Here is an 18,719-nt window from a genome sequence, read left to right as displayed (position 1 = left end):
GTCGGCGCTGACGCAGAACTCCAAGGTGGCGCAGGGGCGGATAATATGCTGGCAGGCAAACATATTCTACTGATCATCGGTGGCGGCATCGCGGCCTATAAGGCGCTGGAACTGATCCGCCGCCTGCAGGATCAGGGCGCCAGCGTGGCGCCGGTCCTGACCAAGGCCGGGGAAAAATTCGTGACCCCGCTGTCGGTCTCGGCCCTCGCTGGGGCGCCGGTGCACCGGGATCTGTTTGACCTCACAGCCGAGGCGGAAATGGGCCATATCCAACTGTCGCGCAGTGCGGATCTGGTTGTTGTGGCACCTGCCACCGCGGATCTGATGGCGAAGATGGCGCAGGGGCTGGCCAATGATCTGGCCTCGACCCTGCTCCTGGCCACCGACACGCCGGTTCTGGTGGCGCCCGCCATGAATGTGCGCATGTGGGAACACGCCGCCACGCAACGCAATATCGCCACGCTGAAAGCGGACGGCATCCGCTTTGTCGGCCCAAACGCGGGCGGCATGGCTTGCGGCGAATTCGGTCCGGGTCGGATGGCCGAGCCGGATGAAATCGTCGCTGCCGCTGCCGCCGAGTTCCGGGACGGACCTCTCAGTGGCAAACGCATCGTCGTGACCTCCGGCCCAACACATGAGCCCATTGATCCGGTGCGCTATATCGCCAATCGCTCCTCCGGGGCGCAGGGCACAGCGGTGGCCCGTGCTCTGCGTGATCTGGGAGCGGAGGTGGTGTTCGTCACGGGCCCGGCAACGGTCCGCCCCCCCGAGGGGGTAGAGGTCGTTCCCGTCGAAAGCGCGCTGGAAATGCAGGCGGCGGTAGAGGCAGCCTTGCCCGCCGATGCGGCCGTATTCGCTGCTGCCGTGGCGGATTGGCGGGTTGCCAGCGCCTCGGACCGGAAGCTGAAGAAATCCAAGGATGGCCTGCCGACGCTGGAATTCGCCGAAAACCCCGACATCTTGAAGACGGTTTCGCATATGACTGAACACCGACCGGGACTGGTGGTGGGATTCGCCGCCGAAACCAACGACGTGGTGGACAACGCCACCGCCAAACGGCTGCGCAAGGGGTGCGACTGGATCGTCGCCAATGACGTCTCACCCGCCACCGGTATCATGGGTGGCAGCGAAAACGCGGTGATCCTGATCACGGACACCGGCGCCGAGGAATGGCCGCGCATGGCGAAGCAGGAGGTTGCGAGGAAACTGGCCAACCGCATCGCTGCTGCCCTCGATAGCTAAGCCCGTTCCATCCAGCCACTGACACAGCACATCAAACCGCAGGTTCCGATATGGTGACAATCCGTATACGCCGTGATGCAGAGGCGGATCACGATCTGCCGCTGCCCTCGTATGAGACGCCGGGCGCCGCAGGCGCGGATCTGCGGGCCGACCTGACAGGGCGCGGCAGCATCCTGCTGGCGCCGGGAGAGCGAGCACTGGTGCCAACCGGGCTGCGGGTGGAAATCCCGGCGGGATACGAGATCCAGATCCGGCCCCGCTCCGGCCTGGCGCTGAAACACGGGATCACCCTGCCGAACACGCCGGGTACCATCGACAGCGATTATCGCGGTCCGCTGGGCGTCATCGTGCTGAACGCGGGGCAGGAACCGTTCGAGATCCGCCACGGAGAGCGGATTGCGCAGATGGTGGTCGCGCCGGTGTTGCAGGCGGCCTTCGTCGAGGTGACGGAGCTGAGCGAGACAGAGCGCGGCAGCGGTGGCTTTGGCTCCACGGGGAGAGGCTGATGATTCTGGTTCTGGGTCTTGCAGGGCTGATCTGGTGGGGCGGGCGCCTGATGGGCCTGCCACGGGCGATGCGGGGAAGCCTGTTGGCGCTGCTGTTTGCGGCCGTCGTGATCCTGCAACTGACCCTGCCCGATGGTCATGGCCTGCGGGCCGCCACCGGTGGCTCTGCCTCCTCCTGGCTGATCCTTGGCGGGATCGGGCTGCTGATCGGTGTCTACAGCTGGGGCGTCTCCCGCCTGCGCGCCCGGGCGGAGGCTGATGAAGAAGCCGAAGATGGCGGGCAAGCACCCACGGCCGAGGCGAAAACGGCGACCAAACCGGGCCGGTTTTCCGAGACAGAGCTGAACCGCTATGCGCGGCATATCGTGCTGCGGGAGCTGGGCGGTCCAGGGCAAAAGAAACTGAAGAACGCCAAGGTGCTGGTGATCGGGGCCGGGGGACTTGGCGCCCCGGCGCTGCAATATCTGGCGGCGGCGGGCGTTGGCACCATCGGTGTGATCGACGACGATGTGGTCGAAAACGCCAACCTGCAGCGGCAGGTTATTCACCGCGATCGGGATATCGGTCTGCCCAAGGTATTCTCGGCGCAAAAGGCGATGGAGGCGCAGAACCCGTTTGTCACCGTGCGCCCCTATCACCGCCGTCTGACGGATGAGATCGCCGCCGACCTGTTTGCGGAATATGACATCATTCTGGATGGCACCGATAATTTCGAAAGCCGCTATCTGTCGAATCGCACCGCCGTGGCGCTGGGCAAGCCGCTGATTTCCGGCGCCCTGTCGCAATGGGAGGGGCAGCTGTCCGTCTTTCATCCCAAGGCAGGCGGCCCCTGCTACCAGTGTATCTTCCCGGAGGCCCCGGCAGCGGGGCTGGCACCGAGCTGTTCCGAAGCCGGCGTCATCGGTCCCTTGCCCGGGGTCGTCGGCGCGATGATGGCGGTGGAGACGATCAAGCAGATCACCGGAGCTGGCGAAGTGCTGCGCGGCGCCATGCTGATCTACGATGCCCTTTACAGCGAAACCCGCCGCATCGGGCTGAAACAGCGGGTCGACTGCCCGATCTGCGGCGCCGGGGGCGATGGGAACAGGTCTGACGCCAGCGGTGGCAAAGCTGCCTCTGGCAACGAATAAGCGTTAAACGCCACGCATAGAGCGAAGTCCCAACGTGTCCGAAGCGCTATATATTTCCCTGATGTGCGGTGCCCTGATGGGCGGTGAGCCGGAACAGGTGCATCAATTCGACTATCCCGAAGGCCGGGCCTCGATCCGGGTCGATTGCGAGAACAGCAATCGGGTGGTGGAGTTTGGCCTCGACAAGCGCAGCAGCCTTGACAGTCTGCAACAGGCGTTGTTCGCGGCCGAAATCACCGGCAAGGAGGCCGTCGTGGTGCTGATCGACACCGATGGGGTCATGGGCCGGTTCGAGTGGCGCATTGCCCGAGCCGCGAATATTGCAGGCGTTCCGATCCGCATCATTGCCGCCGATCTGGTCGAGGATCTGAGGCCGGGCGGCTAGTATTTGCGGAAAATCCGCGTGCGTCTCTGGACGCTGCCGGGGCGCGGGCATAGCTTCTGGGCAAAGGAGGCCTTGCCTATGACCAACCCCCTGTTGTCCCACTGGGATACCCCGTTTGAAATCGCGCCCTTCGACCAGATTTCCGACGAAGATTTCGCCCCCGCGCTGGATCAGGCCCTTGCGGCCCATAACGCCCAGATCGACGCTATTGCGTCAAATCCCGATGCGCCGACCTTTGACAATGTGATCGGGGCGCTGGAAACACCTTGCCAGGCGCTGGAGCAGATCCTGTCGGTGTTCTACACGGTGGCAGGCGCCGACAGTAATCCCAAGCGGCAGGAACTGCAGCGTGCATTCTCCCCAAAACTGGCGGCGCATTCTTCGGCCATTACCGCGAACAAGGCGCTTTATTCGCGGATCAAGGCGGTCTGGGATCAGCGCGATGAGCTGGACCTGACCGAGGAACAGCAGCGCGTGTTGATGCTGACCCACCGCAGTTTCGTGCGCGGTGGTGCAGCACTGGAAGGGGCGGAGGATGCCCGGATGCAGGAGATCAAGGGACGGCTTGCCACCCTTGGCACCGAATTCACTCAGAACCTGCTGGCGGATGAGAGCAACTGGTTCATGGAGCTCTCTGAAGAGGATCTGGAAGGCCTGCCGGACTTCGCCATCGCGGCTGCCCGGGCTGCGGGCAAGGAAAAGGGCGTGGACGGGCCTGTCGTAACGACCTCGCGCTCCATCATCACGCCGTTCCTGCAATTCTCTCCGCGCCGGGATCTGCGGGAAAAGGCGTTCCAGGCCTGGGCGGCGCGCGGAGCCAATGGCGGCAAGACGGACAACCGGGAGATTGCGGCAGAGATCCTTGCCCTGCGCGAGGAACGAGCCAAGCTCTTGGGATATGAGAATTTCGCGGCTTACAAGCTGGAAACTGAAATGGCCAAGACGCCCGAAGCCGTGCGGGGCCTGCTGATGGATGTCTGGGGCCCGGCCAAGGCGCGGGCGGATGCGGATGCGGTCATCCTGACCGATATGATGCATGCCGATGGTATCAACGGTGATCTGGAGCCTTGGGACTGGCGCTATTATTCGGAGAAGCGCCGCAAGATCGAACATGACCTCGATGAGGCCGAGCTGAAGCCCTATCTGCAGCTCGACAAGATGATCGAGGCGGCTTTCTCCTGTGCGAGCCGCCTGTTCGGGCTGGAGTTCGCGCCGCTTGATATCCCGCTTTACCACCCCGATTGCCGCGCCTGGGAGGTCACGCGCAACGGTGAGCATATGGCGGTCTTCATCGGCGACTATTTTGCCCGTGGATCGAAACGCTCGGGTGCCTGGTGTTCGGCCATGCGCGGTCAGGCGAAGTTTCCGGAAAAACAGGCGCCTGTCGTGATCAACGTCTGCAACTTTGCCAAGGGCGATCCGGCGCTGTTGTCCTATGATGATGCGCGCACACTGTTCCACGAATTCGGCCACGCGCTGCATCAAATGCTGTCGGATGTCACCTATGAAAGCATCTCGGGCACCTCGGTGGCGCGCGATTTCGTGGAGCTTCCTTCGCAGCTCTATGAACACTGGCTGGAAGTGCCCGAGGTGCTGAGCGAGTTTGCTACCCATGCCGAGACTGGCGAGCCGATGCCCAAGGAAATGCTGGACAAGGTTCTGGGCGCAGCGACCTATGACATGGGCTTTCAGACAGTGGAATACGTTGCCTCGGCGCTTGTCGATCTGGCCTTCCACGATGGTGCCGCCCCGGCAGATCCGATGGCGCGCCAGGCCGAGGTTCTGGCCGAAATCGGCATGCCCCACGCCATCACCATGCGCCACGCGACGCCGCATTTCGCGCATGTCTTCTCCGGCGATGGCTATAGCTCCGGTTACTACAGCTACATGTGGTCCGAGGTGATGGATGCCGATGCCTTTGCCGCCTTTGAAGAGGCTGGCGGGGCCTTTGATCCCGAACGCGCCAAGGCGCTGGAGGAGAATATCCTGTCCACTGGCGGTTCCAAGGATCCGGCAGAGCTGTATACCGCCTTCCGCGGGCGTCTGCCCGGGGTGGATGCGCTGCTGAAGGGGCGGGGGCTGGCCGCAGAATAAGCTGCTGAATAAAAAAATGGCGCCGGGAAGATTGTTCTTCCCGGCGCCATTCGTTTCGGGGTTAGAAAATGGTCCCGTCAGTAACCCAGAGACCGGTCTACCAGATGCAGGAACGGCTCAGCCGCTTCGCCGCGGCGGATGTTTTCCGCGATCACCTGGGATGCCGTGCTGGCCCGGGTTTCCGCGGCGATATGGGGCGTGACGGTGACATTGGGATGCGCCCAATAAGGATCATCCGCAGGCAGGGGTTCCACCCGGAACACATCCAGCGTGGCATGGCCCACCTGACCGCTATCCAGCGCTTCCAGCAGGGCTGCATCGTCGATCAGTGGCCCCCGGCCCGGATTGATGATCCGCGCGCCCTTTGGCAGCATTGCCAGCGTTTCGGCATTCAGGATGTTGTTTGTCGCAGGCGTATCCGGCAGCAGCAGAACGACGATCTCTGCCGTCGACAACGCCTGTTTGAGCCCGTCTTCGCCATGCAGGCAGGTGATCCCTTCAATCTCCTTGGCCGAGCGCGACCAGCCGGTGACCGGAAAGCCGATACGGGCCAGGCTCTGTGCGCAGGCGCTCCCCAGCGCGCCAAGGCCCAGCACCGTGACCGGGCGTTCAAAGGCCAGCGGTGGCACCACCGGCTCCCACCGGTCCTGCATGGCGATGGAGCGGTCAATGTCCAGATGATAGCGCAGCACGTGGCCGCTGACCCATTCCACCATGCCGGCTGTCAGCCCCGGATCCACCATCCGGCACAGCGGCATGGTCAGGGTCTGGTTGCCGACGATCTTTTCCACCCCGGCCCAGAGGTTCAGCACCGCCTTGCAGCGGGTATAGGGGGTGAAATCCTGCAGGTCGGAATTCGGCGCATAGACCACGTAATCCACCTGATCGGCGGGATGATCCTGCCGCATATCGACCGTCAGCCCGGCCTCGGCAAAGGCGCGTTTCAGCGGCTCGCGGTAGGTGTCCCAGCGGGCGGGCAGGGCGGCGAACTGAACGTTGATCATGTGGCAAATACTCCTGCCATGTCCCGGAAGCCTTTGATCTCGATCGGGTTGCCTGCGGGATCGTGAAAAAACATCGTGCTTTGCTCACCCGGTTCTCCGGCAAAACGGGTGGTGGGGGGGATGGTGAAGTCGATCCCCTCGGCCTCCAGCCGGTCGGCAAGAGCGCGCCATTCTTCTTGTGGCAGGATCACACCCAGATGCGGCATCGGCACCATGTGCTCACCCACCTTGCCCGTATTGGCGGTGGCAAAGACTGGCCCGAGATGCAGCGAAATCTGATGGCCGAAGAAATTGAAATCGACCCAGGTATCGGTGCTGCGCCCTTCGTCGCAGCCCAGAGCGCCGCCATAAAAGGCGCGGGCTGCCTCCAGATCGTCAACATGATAGGCAAGGTGAAATATGCTCATATTCCGGAATTCCTGTTGTTGGTTGGGCCGCCCGTTCTAGCGCGGGCGGTGGACGTTTGCGCTTTGCACCAGGCCAAAGGCGGCGAGCAGCACCAGCATGGCCGAACCCCCATAGGAAACCAGCGGCAGGGGCACGCCGACAACCGGTGCCAGCCCCATCACCATCGACATGTTCACGGCAAAGAACAGGAAGAAGGTGATGGCGATGCCAAGCGTCACCAGTGACGAGAACCGGTCTCGCGCCGAAAGCGCGGTGGCGACGCAGAAGACGATGATCAGCACGTAGATGCTGAGCAGGGTAAAGCCGCCAATGAAACCGAATTCCTCTGCCAGGGTGGTAAAGATGAAATCGGTGTGTTTTTCCGGCAGGAAGTTCAATCGGGACTGAGTGCCCTGCATGAAACCCCGCCCGGACCAGCCGCCCGAGCCAAGGGCGATCTTGGACTGGGTGATGTGATAGCCCGCTCCGAGCGGATCCTGAGAGGGATCAAGAAAGGTATCGATGCGGCGGAACTGGTAGTCCTTGATCAGCTGCCAGTCGGTGCCGCGGCTATAGAACACCGCCGTGACCAGGCCAACGGCGCCGGCAATCACCGTCGCGAAATAGGCCCAGTGCACGCCCGCCAGAAACATGACGCCGCCACCGGCGGCCATAAGCAGGATCGAGGTGCCCAGATCCGGCTGCCGCAGCACGAGAAATGTGGGGAACAGGATCATGATCACCGGCACCAGCACCCAGAACAGGCGCGAGGTCTTTTCCGTTGGCAGCCAGTCATAATAGGCGGCTAGTAGCATCACTAGGGTGATCTTCATCAGTTCAGAGGGTTGCAGCCGCATGAAGCCAATGTCGATCCAGCGTTGCGCACCCATGCCGACGGTGCCGAAGAACTCCACCGCCAGCAGCAGCACGATGGACATCAGATAGGCGAGGACGGAAATGTTGCGCCAGAACCAGATCGGCACCATGGCCACCATGGTCATCACCGCCATGCCAAGGGCAAAGCGTTTTGCCTGCGGCTCGGCCCAAGGCGAGAACGACCCACCTGCCACGGAATAGAGCATCAGGAACCCCACCCCGGCGACCGAGGCCAGCAGCAAGGTCAGCGGCCAGTTCAGATACAGGATCTTGCGCAGGCCCGAGGGGACGGATTTGGCGCGGCTTTCAAGATAACTCATGCCCGGTCGCTGCCTCCGGTTTCTTCCCGTTTCAAACGTTCGCGTTCCAGCCGCTCCTGCTGCGCCTTGATGCGGCTGCGATCGCCTTTGGGGTAGGCGGACAGGGGCGGCGTTCCATCAAACAGCGCCTGCAGCATGACATCGCGGGCGATGGGCGCGGCGGCGCGTGACCCGCCACCCCCGTGTTCGACCACGACAGCAACCGCAAAGCGGGGTTTGTCATAAGGCGCAAAGCAGACATAGAGCGCGTGGTCGCGCCGCTCCCAGGGCAGATCCTCGTTGCGGATCACCCCCGCGGCGCGTTCGGCCGCGGTGATATTGCGCACCTGGCTGGTGCCGCTTTTGCCGGCCATGCGGATGTCTTCGGCGATGATGCGTGAGCGGTAGCCAGTGCCGCGCCGGTCGTTACTGACCGAGAACATGCCCCTGCGCACGGTCCGCAGGTTGTTTTCATTGAGCCCCAAAGGCTCGCCGCCGCCGCTAGGCTGTTCGATCCCGTCGATGGATTTCAGCAGACGCGGGGTGATACTGCGCCCCGAGGCGATCCGCGCGGTCATCACTGCCAGTTGCATTGGCGAGGCCAGCATATAGCCCTGCCCGATAGAGGCGTTTGCAGTGTCGCCGATCAGCCAGTCCTGCCCGTGCACCCGCTGCTTCCACTCGCGGTTCGGGGCCAGGCCGCTGGCCACGGCCGACATCGGCAGATCGTGACGCACACCCAGCCCCAGCTGGTTCGCCATGGCAGAAATCTTGTCGATCCCCACCTTCAGCGCCAGATCGTAGTAATAGACGTCGCAGGATTGTTTCAGCGAGGTGTTGAGATCCACATGCCCATGGCCCGCGCGTTTCCAGCAGTGGAACCTGCGGCCGGAGACCTCCAGATACCCGGGGCACCAGACGGTTTCCTCGGGGCCGATCAACCCTTCCTCCAGTGCAGCCAGCGCCGTCACCATCTTGAAGGTCGAACCTGGCGGATAGGTGCCCTGCACCGCCTTGTTCGCCAGCGGGCGGTAGGGGTCGCCGGTCAGCAGGCTATAGTCTGCGACCGAGATGCCACGCACAAAGAGGTTGGGATCAAAGCTGGGCGAGGAGGCGATGGCACGGGTGTCCCCATGTTCGCAATCGATGATCACCGCAGCGGCGCTTTCGTTGCCAAGGCGCGCCTGCACATAGCTTTGCAACTCGGCGTCGACGGTCAGTTGCATGTCGGCGCCAGCCTCACCTTCGCGCCGGTCCAGCTCGCGCATGACGCGGCCGGTGGCATTCACCTCGACGCGCTTGGCGCCGGCCTTGCCGCGCAGGGCGTCCTCACGCTTGGCCTCAAACCCAACTTTGCCGATCTGGAAACGAGGAATGCGCAGGATCGGTTCCGGCGATTCCATCTTGCTGAGGTCATAATCCGAGACCGGCCCGACATACCCGACCACATGGGCAAAGGCGCCGCGTTGCGGATAGATCCGCGTCAGGCCGACCTCGGGGGTAATGCCGGGCAGGGCAGGGGCGTTGACCGCTACTTTCGAGATGTCCTCCCAACCGATCTGATCGGCCAGCGTCACCGGCAGGAAAGGCGGAGAGCGGCGCATTTCGGCCATGGCACGCTCGATATCTTCAGGGTCGATTTCGATCAGCCGTGACAGTTTGGCGATCACCTCGCCCACATCGCCGGCGTCCTCGGGGACGATGGTGATGCGATAGGAGGGCGAGTTCTGCGCCAGGGTGATGCCGTTGCGGTCGAAGATCTCACCGCGTGCTGGCGGTAGCAGACGGATATTGATCCGGTTTTCCTCGGCCAGCAGCCGGAACTGATCGGCCTGATCTACCTGCAGATAGCGCATGCGGGCCGCCAACCCGCCCGCAAACCCCAGTTGCAAACCGCCCAGAAGCAGCGCCCGGCGGGTCAGCTTGCGGTGGCTGAATTCCAGTTCTTTCGGATTGCGTTTCATCAGCGGCTTCCCAGGGCTTCGGCTTCGGCAGGTGACAGTTTGCGCACACCCAAAAGGCTTTGACTGAAGATCACGACCAGCGGATAGGCGGCAATCGTCAGCAGGGCTTGAATCAGCGTGAGGCCCAAGGGTGCCTGCGCCACGGCCAGAATAGCAAGAATGGCCCGGTTGAGCACCACGATACCTGCGATCACAAAGGCGACGGCGAGCCATTCCGCGGCAAAGGCGGTTTCCCGGTGCGGCGGGATTCGCGACTTTAGGAATTCGCAGCCCAGTACCACCAGCAGCGCAAAAAGGCCGGGCGGGCGCTGGAACATCATGTCGGCGACCAGCATGGTTGCCCCCAGCAGCAGAACAGGCACGAAATCCGGCCGCCGCAGTGACCAGGCCATGGCAAGCGCCAGCAGCAGGTCTGGCGGTGCCCAACGGCGCGGCAGAGTGTCCAGAGGCAGCAGGTGAAAGAAGATCAGCACCAGTGCCAGAGCCGGAAAGGCCATCCGCATCATCCAGATCCGCGCGGGCGAGGTGCTAGCCATTGCTCTCCCCTTCGGACGCGGACAGGGCTTCGGGCGCCAGGTTTTGCGGCCGCGGGAGTGGCACAGTGGCATCCGGCGCCGGGACAACCAGTCCGCCAGGTTCCTTGATTACCTCAGAGCCCTGATGGCGCAGCACCCGCAGGAATTCCAGCCGTTCGTAGTCTGCGGAGAGGCGCACCCGCTTACGGCCGGTGCGGTCCTCGGTGACCTGACCGATCAGCAGACCGGGCGGAAAGACAGAGCCATCGCCAGAGGTGATAACCCGGTCGCCGGGGCGGATCAGATCGGGGTTTTCAAGGAAATCCAGCACTGGCGCAGCGCTGTTGTCACCGGTCACCAGAACGGTCTGCCCCGAAGGCTGGATGGTGGCGGGCACCGCGCTGGCGGCATCAGTCAGCAGAATGACCCGCGCGGTATCCTGTCCGGTGCCGGAAATACGTCCCACCAGACCGATCCCGTCCATGGCGGCCCAGCCATCCTGTATCCCGTCCCGGGCGCCGATGTTGAGGATCACAGACTGGCGAAAGGGCGATCCGCTGTCGGCCATCACCACACCGGTGATATAGGTCAGCTTGGGATCGAGCCGCACGTTGTTGAGATCCAGCAGGCGGGCGTTTTCCTGTTCCAGCTGCAGCGCAGCTTCTTTCCAGGCGCGCATTTGGCGCAGCTCGGAGCGCAACTCTTGGTTCTGTTCGGAAAGGCGCTGATAGCTTTGGAAGTCCCGGAACAGGTTGACCGTCGCGGTGACCGGCACCATGGCCCAGTCCATATTCGGCACAACAGTGTCCACCAGCTGCGCGCGAAAGCGTTCGACCCTTGGGCTGTCGATCCGCCAGACCAGAAAAATGGCGGCAAGGCACAGGCACACCAGCCCGATCAGCAAACGGCGCAGCGGGGCGGAATAATCTTCGCGCTGTGACCGGTCTTTGGCCAAGGGACTCCTTTCGGGTGTGGATCACCCCCGGCGTGCGGGGGCAGGGCGCCTCAGCTGTCGTAGTCGATGGCGTGGCGCAGCTGTTTTTCGAATTCCAGCGCCTTGCCGGTGCCAAGCGCCACGCAGTTCAGGCTTTCGTCGGCGATGGAAACCGCAAGGCCGGTCTGTTCGCGCAGGGCCAGATCCAGATCGCCCAGCAGCGCGCCGCCGCCGGTCAACATGACGCCACGGTCGACGATATCGGCGGCCAGATCCGGCGGGGTGGTTTCCAGCGCGGTCATCACGGAATCGCAGATCTGCTGCACCGGTTCGGCCAGCGCCTCGGCGACCTGCGCCTGGCTGATCTCAATTTCCTTGGGCACGCCGTTCAACAGGTCACGGCCGCGGATCTGCATCGACTGGCCTCGGCCATCGTCGGGCATGCGGGCGGTGCCGATGGAGGTCTTGATACGTTCGGCGGTGGCTTCACCGATCAAAAGGTTCTGCTGGCGGCGCAGGTAGGAGATGATTGCCTCGTCCATGCGGTCGCCGCCGACGCGGACCGAGCGTGCGTATACGATATCCCCAAGGGACAGAACCGCCACCTCGGTGGTACCGCCGCCGATGTCCACGACCATGTTGCCGGTAGGGTCGGTGATCGGCATGCCCGCGCCGATGGCGGCTGCGATGGGCTCTGCGATCAGCCCGGCGCGGCGGGCACCTGCGGAGAGCACCGATTGACGGATCGCGCGTTTTTCAACCGGGGTCGCGCCATGGGGTACGCAGACGATGATCTTGGGCTTGGAGAAGGTCGAGCGTTTGTGCACCTTGCGGATGAAATGCTTGATCATTTCCTCGGCGGTGTCGAAGTCCGCAATCACGCCTTCGCGCATCGGGCGGATCGCCTCGATCGAGCCGGGGGTACGGCCCAGCATCAGCTTGGCGTCCTCGCCCACGGCCAGTACCTTTTTGACGCCGTCCTTGACGTGATAGGCAACAACCGACGGCTCGGACAGGATCACGCCGCGGCCTTTGACATAGACCAGAGTGTTCGCAGTGCCGAGATCGATGGCCATGTCCGAAGTGAACAGACCGCCTAGATTTCCAAAGAGCGCCATAAATGAGGGATCCTGTAAGTTCTGCCGTTCGTGCCCGCGACTCTGCTGCCAACGCGCATTGTAGATCTTATAAGCAGCGCAGCGCTGCCGCGAAAGGGCCGATTACCTCCAACTAGCGCCTTTCCGCCTGTGAAACATGGGGGTTGGCCACATAGCGGGCAATGTGATGGCCGTGGTCCGGGCCGTCCTTCGGCGACGGCGGGCGGGGCATTTGCGGCGCAGCATCGGCGAAAGGATCTTTCTATGGCGCGCCAACCGGGGTAGGGGCTGTGTCATGCTGTCCTATCAACATATCTACCACGCCGGAAATCTGGCGGATGTCCAGAAACACGCGCTTCTGGCCTGGATGCTGACCTATCTGACCCGCAAGGACAAACCGCTCAGCTATATCGAAACCCATGCCGGGCGGGGCGTCTATGAGCTGGAGGCGCCCGAGGCGCTGAAGACGGGGGAGGCGGCCGCGGGGATTTCCCGGGTGCTGGAAAACCACGGACTGGCGGCGGATCATCCGCTGAGCCGCGCGATTGATGCCTGTCGCGAGCGGTTTGGCGCGACCAGCTATCCCGGATCGCCGCTGGTGGCGGCGGCCTTGCTGCGCGAGATGGACAGCCTGCATTTTGCCGAATTGCACCCGCAGGAATACGCTGCCCTGCGGCAGGCGCTGAGGCCCTGGCATGCCAAGGTGCATCAGCAGGATGGGTTCGAGCTGGCCCTGTCGCTGGCACCGCCGACGCCGCGCCGAGGGCTCATGCTGATCGATCCGTCTTATGAGGTGAAATCCGATTACGCACGTATCCCCGGCATCATCGGCAAGCTGCACCGGAAATGGAACGTCGGCGTCATCGCGCTGTGGTATCCGATCCTGACAGATGGGGCGCATCAAAAGATGCTGAGCGCGCTAGAGACGCAGGCGCTGCCGGGCGCCCTGCGCCACGAGGTGCGCTTTCCGCCGGTGCGCGCCGGGCACCGGATGGTTGGATCAGGTATGTTCGTAGTGAATGCGCCCTTTGGCGCCGAAGAGGAAGCCGCGCGTATTTCGGCCCTGTTCGAGAGGCTCAATCAGGGCTGAGGCGAAGACCTGTAGAGGTGGGGGGATCTCCCGCCCCCTTGGCCGCCCATCAGAGATGGGCGACAAGGCGTTGGGCCTGGCGCCGCGCCTGCGGCACGGCGCCGAATCTTTCAGACGCTCAGGTCGCGTCCTTGTAGGAGATTTCGCGGGTATCGGCGCCTTCGCCGACCTTGCCGCGGCGCACGATCAGCCGGTTCAGCGCGTTGATATAGGCCTTGGCCGAGGCAACCACAGTATCTGTGTTGGCCGACTGGCCGGTGGCGATATTGCCGTCTTCCTCCAGCCGGACGGAAACCGTTGCCTGTGCATCGGTGCCTTCGGTCACGGCGTGAACCTGATAAAGCTGCAGGTGCGCCGAGTTCGGATAAAGCTCACGCACCGCTTTGAAGGCGGCATCCACCGGGCCATCGCCCTGTGCCGTGGCGCTCAGATCCTTGCCGTCGATCTCCATTTCCAGCGTCGCTTCGGCCGGACCGCCGGTGCCGCAGATCACTTTCATCGACACCAGTTGCAGATGATCGTTTTCGGCATCTTCGCCAGAACGCATGAGCGCGATGATGTCGTCGTCAAAGACTTCCTTCTTGCGGTCGGCGAGCTCCTTGAAGCGGACAAAGATATCCTTGAGCTGGTTGTCGCCGACCTCATAGCCGAGGTTATTCAGCTTGTCGCGCAGCGCCGCGCGGCCCGAGTGCTTACCAAGCGGCAGCGAGGTTCCTGAAAGACCTACGTCCTCGGGGCGCATGATCTCGAAGGTTTCTTTGTTCTTCAGCATCCCGTCCTGGTGGATGCCGCTTTCGTGGGCAAAGGCGTTCTTGCCGACGATGGCCTTGTTGAACTGCACCGGGAAGCCAGAGACGGTGGAGACCCGGCGGGAGATATGCATGATCTTGGTGGTGTCGATCTGCGTGTGCCAGGGCATGATGTCATTGCGGACCTTCAGCGCCATCACCACCTCTTCGAGCGCGGTGTTGCCGGCTCGCTCGCCCAGACCGTTGATGGTGCATTCGATCTGACGCGCGCCGCCCTCGACGGCGGCCAGAGCGTTGGCCGTGGCAAGACCCAGGTCGTTGTGGCAGTGGGTGGCAAAGATCACCTCGTCCGCGCCCGGTACGGTTTCGATCAGGCGGCGGATCAGATCAGCCGATTCCAGCGGCGCGGTATAGCCGACGGTGTCGGGGATGTTGATGGTGGTGGCGCCGGCCTTGATGGCGATCTCGATCACCCGGCAGAGATAATCCCATTCGGTGCGTGTCGCATCCATGGGCGACCATTGCACGTCATCGACGAGATTGCGCGCATGAGTCACCGTGTCGTGAATCCGCTCGGCCATCTCATCCATGGTGAGATTCGGAATGGCGCGGTGCAGGGGCGATGTCCCGATAAAGGTGTGAATGCGGGGTTTCGCAGCCTTGCGCACGGCCTCGGCGCAGCGGTCAATATCCTTGAAATTGGCGCGCGCCAGACCGCAGATCACCGCGTTCTTGGAGCGTTCGGCGATCTCGCTCACCGCTTTGAAATCGCCTTCGGAGGCGATGGGGAAACCGGCCTCGATGATGTCGACGCCCATCTCGTCCAGAAGGCCCGCGATTTCCAGCTTTTCATCGTGGGTCATGGTGGCGCCGGGGCTCTGCTCGCCGTCGCGCAAAGTGGTGTCGAAGATCAATACGCGATCTTTTTCAAGTGCAGTCGTCATGTCGGTAGCTTTCTTAAAACTCTGTCCTGGATCCATTCTCGTGGCGCGCAAGCCTCCTCCTCTGAGCGGGCGCGCCGAATGGCACGCTCAGAGGCGGGTTAGGATCAGTAGGTCGCGCAGAGCCGCACCGCAAATGGCGGTGGCCGGGCCGAAGATATGTGCGCGAGCTGTCATGCGGCAAAGTTATACAGAGCGCGCCGCGAATGGAAAGAGCGAAAATAGCTCAGTGATCCTGACCATTTGGCGGTCGGCAGAGCGCTTTGGTGCGGGCAGATTTGATTTGTGGGAAATTCCTCCTAGCTGCGCCAGAGCCTTGGCGATGAGCCATAGGCAAAAGGTGCGGCAGAGGCAGGACACATGGCAAAACTCATCCTAATTCTTGGCGATCAACTGAGCCTGTCGCTGTCGGCGCTGCAGGTCGCGGACAAGGACACCGACATCATCGTCATGGCCGAGGTTGCCGAGGAAGGTACCTATGTGCGTCACCATCCCAAGAAGATCGCGCTGATTCTCGCGGCGATGCGGAAGTTTGCGGAGCAGTTGCGGGCAGAGGGCTGGACTGTCGCCTATACCCGACTCGACGATGCGGACAACACCGGCTCCATCGCGGAGGAAATCCTGCGCCGGGCGGCCCAGAGCGGCGCTGATGAGGTGATCGCCACAACGCCGGGGGAATGGAGGCTGATCCGGCATCTGCAGTCTCTGCCTTTGAAGGTCGGTCTCAGGCCGGATACGCGGTTCATTGCCACGCGGGCTGATTTCAACGACTGGGCCGAGGGGCGCAAGCAACTGCGCATGGAGTATTTCTATCGCAAGATGCGGCGCAAGACCGGATTGCTGATGGAGGGTGACAACCCCGCCGGGGGCAAATGGAACTACGATCAGGAGAACCGCAAGGCACCGCCCAAGGACATCAAGACCCCGGGGCCCATGCAGTTCACCCCGGATGACGAGACGGAAGAGGTCCTGGACCTTGTCGAGCGGCGGTTTGGGGACCACTTCGGTGATCTGCGCCCGTTCCATTTTGCGGTCACCCGTGCCGATGCCCTGAGGGCAATGGCGCATTTCATCCGGCATGGCTTGCCACTGTTCGGGGACTATCAGGATGCGATGATGACAGGGCAGAAATGGCTCTACCATTCGGTTCTGTCGCCTTATCTCAATATCGGTCTGTTGCATCCGATGGAGCTGTGCGTCGCGGCCGAAGAGGCGTGGAAAGCAGGTGATGTGCCGCTCAACGCCGCCGAAGGGTTCATTCGGCAGATCCTTGGCTGGCGCGAATTCGTGCGTGGGATCTATTTCCTGGAAGGGGAGGACTATCCGCAGCGCAATGTGCTGGGCCATGATCGCGCGCTGCCGCCGCTTTACTGGGGAGCTGAGACGGGCATGCACTGCCTGTCACAGGCGGTATCGCAGACCCGGGAAGAGGCCTATGCTCATCATATCCAGCGGCTGATGGTGACCGGCAATTTCGCGCTTCTGGCCGGGATTGATCCGCAGGAGGTGCACGAATGGTATCTGGCTGTCTATGCCGATGCTTTTGAGTGGGTCGAGGCGCCTAATACCGTCGGGATGAGCCAGTTTGCCGATGGCGGTATCGTGGGTTCCAAACCCTATGTCTCCAGCGGCGCCTATATCAACCGCATGTCGGATTACTGTAAATCCTGCGCCTATTCCGTCAGTCGCAAGGTGGGGGAGGGCGCCTGTCCGTTCAACCTGCTCTACTGGCATTTCCTCGACCGCCACCGGGAGCGGTTCTCGGCAAATCCGCGCATGGGCAACATGTATCGCAGCTGGGACCGGATGGATGCGGAGAAGCGCGCGCAGATTCTGGAAGAGGCTGACGCCTTTTTGGCCCGGCTTGAGGCGGGCGGTACGGTCTAACCCGAAGGGCGGACCGCCGCTGGATCAGTTGTCGGTGCTGGCGGCGTTGTCGTCCGCAGCGGCGTCCGTTTCAGTAGTTTCGGTCACCAAGGCGCCGTTCTGCCAGTCACCGTCGGTTTCCTGACCAGTGGCATAACGCATCTTGCCGGGGCCCTGCCGCTTGCCGTTGACGAAGCTGCCTTGGTAGACGTCGCCATTGGCATAGGTGGCAACACCTTCGCCTGTGATCTTGCCTTCCTGCCAGTCGCCTTCGTAGACAAAGCCACCGGGCATCTCGATCCGGCCCTTGCCGTGGCGCTGGCTGTTGGCAAATTGCCCGGTGTAGACCGATCCATCCGCATAGGTGACCTTGGCCTGACCGTGGCGCTGCCCGTCTTGCCATTCACCTTCGTAGCGGTATCCGCTGGCATAGGTCATGACACCCTGACCGTGGTTGCGGGCGTTCTTGAAACCGCCGGTGTAGGTCACGCCGTTGGGATAGGTGGCGGTGCCGGTGCCTTCGATGACACCGGCGATCCAGTCGCCTTCATAGGTCGAACCATCGGGATAGGTGATCTTACCTGTGCCATCAGCCAGATCATCGCGGAATTCCCCCACGTAGACCGAGCCGTCAGGATAGGTGACCTTGCCCGTGCCCTCGATCTGACCCGCCAGCCATTCGCCCTCGTAAACATAGCCATCGGTCTTGGTGAAGGTACCGGTGCCGTGGCGCAGGTCATCCTGAAATTCGCCGACATAGACGTCACCATTGGCATGGGTCTGTTTGCCGATGCCCTGCCTGCGGCCGTTTTCCAGCGGTCCTTCGTAGACGTCGCCGTTGGGCTGGGTCAGCTTGCCGGTGCCGTGCATCTGATTGTTGGCCCAGTCGCCTTCGTAGATCAGCCCGTCTGGCATGGTCAGCGTGCCGGTGCCATGCAACAGACCGTCTGCGATCCCACCTTCGTAGGTTGCACCGTCAGGATAGACGATCTTGCCTTCGCCTTCCTTGCGGCCCTCAACCCAGTCGCCAGCGTATTCATAACCGCCGGGATTGCGCATCACGCCCTTGCCATGGTGCTGGCCGTTGACAAAGCTGCCTTCGTAGCGCGCGCCATTGGCGTAGACCGCGATGCCCTGACCACTGATCAGACCATCGGTCCATTCGCCTTCATAGGTGCCGCCATCGGCAAAGGTGATCTTGCCGAGCCCCTCGGGTTTTCCCTTGGCGAACTCGCCTTCGTAGACGGCGCCGTTCGGGTAGCGCGCCACGCCCTGACCGCGGATTTCGCCATCGATCCAGTTGCCGGAATACTCATAACCATTGGGCAGCCGGTAGGTGCCGGTGCCATGCTGCAGGCCGCCGCGAAAGGTGCCTTCGTATTCGCCGCCGATTTCATCCTGTGTGGTAAGGACCTGACCGTCCTGCGCCTGCAGGGGAGAGGCCAGCGCCATAGCTGCTGAAATCACGAATACGGAGCCGAAACGGGTCATGAAACTTCTGCCTGCCCTTTAGTTCTGCGCCGGACCAATGGGCCGGGCGCGGTGCCAGTCTGCGGATGGAATACCGCCTGATGTTGCATCTCAGCTGCGAAACTATGCGACAGGGCGGCCTGTCGCAATGTCTTTTGCGGCCTGCACTC

The 18,719-nt window shown here is 62.6% G+C and carries 16 protein-coding genes; 7 read left to right on the top strand and 9 right to left on the bottom strand.

From position 1 onward, the window contains the following. The first annotated feature begins 45 nt into the window (after positions 1–45). The 5 genes from coaBC to C6W91_RS05255 all read left to right on the top strand — a co-directional run bounded on the left by coaBC (position 46) and on the right by C6W91_RS05255 (position 5,357). Positions 46–1,242: a bifunctional phosphopantothenoylcysteine decarboxylase/phosphopantothenate--cysteine ligase CoaBC gene (coaBC, locus tag C6W91_RS05275; RefSeq protein ID WP_370570491.1), complete on the top strand. Its 1,197-nt coding sequence runs from the start codon at positions 46–48 to the stop codon at positions 1,240–1,242. 50 nt (positions 1,243–1,292) lie between these two features. Next, on the top strand, positions 1,293–1,748 hold the full coding sequence (gene dut, locus C6W91_RS05270; RefSeq protein WP_370570490.1) for a dUTP diphosphatase: 456 nt from the start codon (positions 1,293–1,295) through the stop codon (positions 1,746–1,748). Continuing rightward, the gene (locus C6W91_RS05265; protein ID WP_370570489.1) at positions 1,748–2,878 is read left to right on the top strand and encodes a ThiF family adenylyltransferase; all 1,131 of its coding nucleotides are present in this window, start codon (positions 1,748–1,750) and stop codon (positions 2,876–2,878) included. Before dut ends, C6W91_RS05265 begins: the two co-directional genes overlap by 1 nt. 34 nt (positions 2,879–2,912) lie before the next feature. Further along, positions 2,913–3,263, top strand: coding sequence for a hypothetical protein (locus C6W91_RS05260; protein ID WP_274837673.1), 351 nt, complete (start codon positions 2,913–2,915; stop codon positions 3,261–3,263). A gap of 78 nt (positions 3,264–3,341) precedes the next feature. Then, positions 3,342–5,357: a M3 family metallopeptidase gene (locus C6W91_RS05255; protein ID WP_370570488.1), complete on the top strand. Its 2,016-nt coding sequence runs from the start codon at positions 3,342–3,344 to the stop codon at positions 5,355–5,357. 77 nt (positions 5,358–5,434) lie between these two features. Here C6W91_RS05255 and C6W91_RS05250 read toward each other — a convergent pair whose 3' ends face one another. The 7 genes from C6W91_RS05250 to C6W91_RS05220 are packed head-to-tail and all read right to left on the bottom strand — an operon-like array spanning position 5,435 to position 12,454. After that, positions 5,435–6,361 carry a glyoxylate/hydroxypyruvate reductase A gene (locus tag C6W91_RS05250; RefSeq protein WP_274831252.1) on the bottom strand — a complete coding sequence of 309 codons (927 nt, stop codon included), beginning with the start codon at positions 6,359–6,361 and terminating at the stop codon, positions 5,435–5,437. Beyond that, a complete protein-coding gene (locus C6W91_RS05245) occupies positions 6,358–6,768 on the bottom strand; it encodes a VOC family protein (RefSeq protein ID WP_274831251.1) in 411 nt (136 codons plus the stop codon). The genes C6W91_RS05250 and C6W91_RS05245 overlap by 4 nt, the downstream gene beginning before the upstream one ends. Positions 6,769–6,804: 36 nt before the next feature. Next, positions 6,805–7,944, bottom strand: coding sequence for a rod shape-determining protein RodA (gene rodA, locus C6W91_RS05240; RefSeq protein ID WP_370570487.1), 1,140 nt, complete (start codon positions 7,942–7,944; stop codon positions 6,805–6,807). Further along, positions 7,941–9,887, bottom strand: coding sequence for a penicillin-binding protein 2 (mrdA, locus tag C6W91_RS05235; RefSeq protein ID WP_274827798.1), 1,947 nt, complete (start codon positions 9,885–9,887; stop codon positions 7,941–7,943). The genes rodA and mrdA overlap by 4 nt, the downstream gene beginning before the upstream one ends. Then, a complete protein-coding gene (locus tag C6W91_RS05230; protein WP_274827799.1) occupies positions 9,887–10,423 on the bottom strand; it encodes a rod shape-determining protein MreD in 537 nt (178 codons plus the stop codon). The genes mrdA and C6W91_RS05230 overlap by 1 nt, the downstream gene beginning before the upstream one ends. Then, positions 10,416–11,357: a rod shape-determining protein MreC gene (mreC, locus tag C6W91_RS05225; protein ID WP_274827800.1), complete on the bottom strand. Its 942-nt coding sequence runs from the start codon at positions 11,355–11,357 to the stop codon at positions 10,416–10,418. The genes C6W91_RS05230 and mreC overlap by 8 nt, the downstream gene beginning before the upstream one ends. Before the next feature lie 50 nt (positions 11,358–11,407). Beyond that, positions 11,408–12,454 (bottom strand): rod shape-determining protein, encoded by a 1,047-nt coding sequence (locus tag C6W91_RS05220; protein ID WP_065272763.1) that lies wholly within the window; start codon positions 12,452–12,454, stop codon positions 11,408–11,410. 274 nt (positions 12,455–12,728) lie between these two features. Between C6W91_RS05220 and C6W91_RS05215 the strand changes: the two genes are divergently transcribed. Beyond that, complete coding sequence (locus C6W91_RS05215) at positions 12,729–13,523, top strand: 23S rRNA (adenine(2030)-N(6))-methyltransferase RlmJ (RefSeq protein ID WP_274837676.1); 795 nt, start codon at positions 12,729–12,731, stop codon at positions 13,521–13,523. A 118-nt stretch (positions 13,524–13,641) separates the two neighbouring features. On the opposite strand, the gene C6W91_RS05210 is transcribed toward C6W91_RS05215, so the two are convergent. Continuing rightward, positions 13,642–15,216 carry a 2-isopropylmalate synthase gene (locus tag C6W91_RS05210; protein ID WP_065272765.1) on the bottom strand — a complete coding sequence of 525 codons (1,575 nt, stop codon included), beginning with the start codon at positions 15,214–15,216 and terminating at the stop codon, positions 13,642–13,644. Positions 15,217–15,573: 357 nt separating this feature from the next. Here C6W91_RS05210 and C6W91_RS05205 point away from each other — a divergent pair, with 357 nt between their 5' ends. After that, positions 15,574–17,100 carry a cryptochrome/photolyase family protein gene (locus tag C6W91_RS05205; protein WP_370570486.1) on the top strand — a complete coding sequence of 509 codons (1,527 nt, stop codon included), beginning with the start codon at positions 15,574–15,576 and terminating at the stop codon, positions 17,098–17,100. Between the two features lie 24 nt (positions 17,101–17,124). Here the strand turns inward: C6W91_RS05205 and C6W91_RS05200 are convergent, their stop codons facing one another. Next, entirely contained in the window at positions 17,125–18,570 is a 1,446-nt protein-coding gene (locus tag C6W91_RS05200) for a 2-isopropylmalate synthase (RefSeq protein WP_370570485.1), read from the bottom strand. Positions 18,571–18,719: the final 149 nt, after the last annotated feature.

This window comes from Phaeobacter sp. SYSU ZJ3003 (assembly GCF_041300735.1).
GTDB classification, from domain to species: domain Bacteria; phylum Pseudomonadota; class Alphaproteobacteria; order Rhodobacterales; family Rhodobacteraceae; genus Phycobacter; species Phycobacter gallaeciensis_A.
The sequence above is the reverse complement of the archived record's forward strand: the minus strand, read 5'-3'. Positions and strand labels throughout refer to the sequence as shown.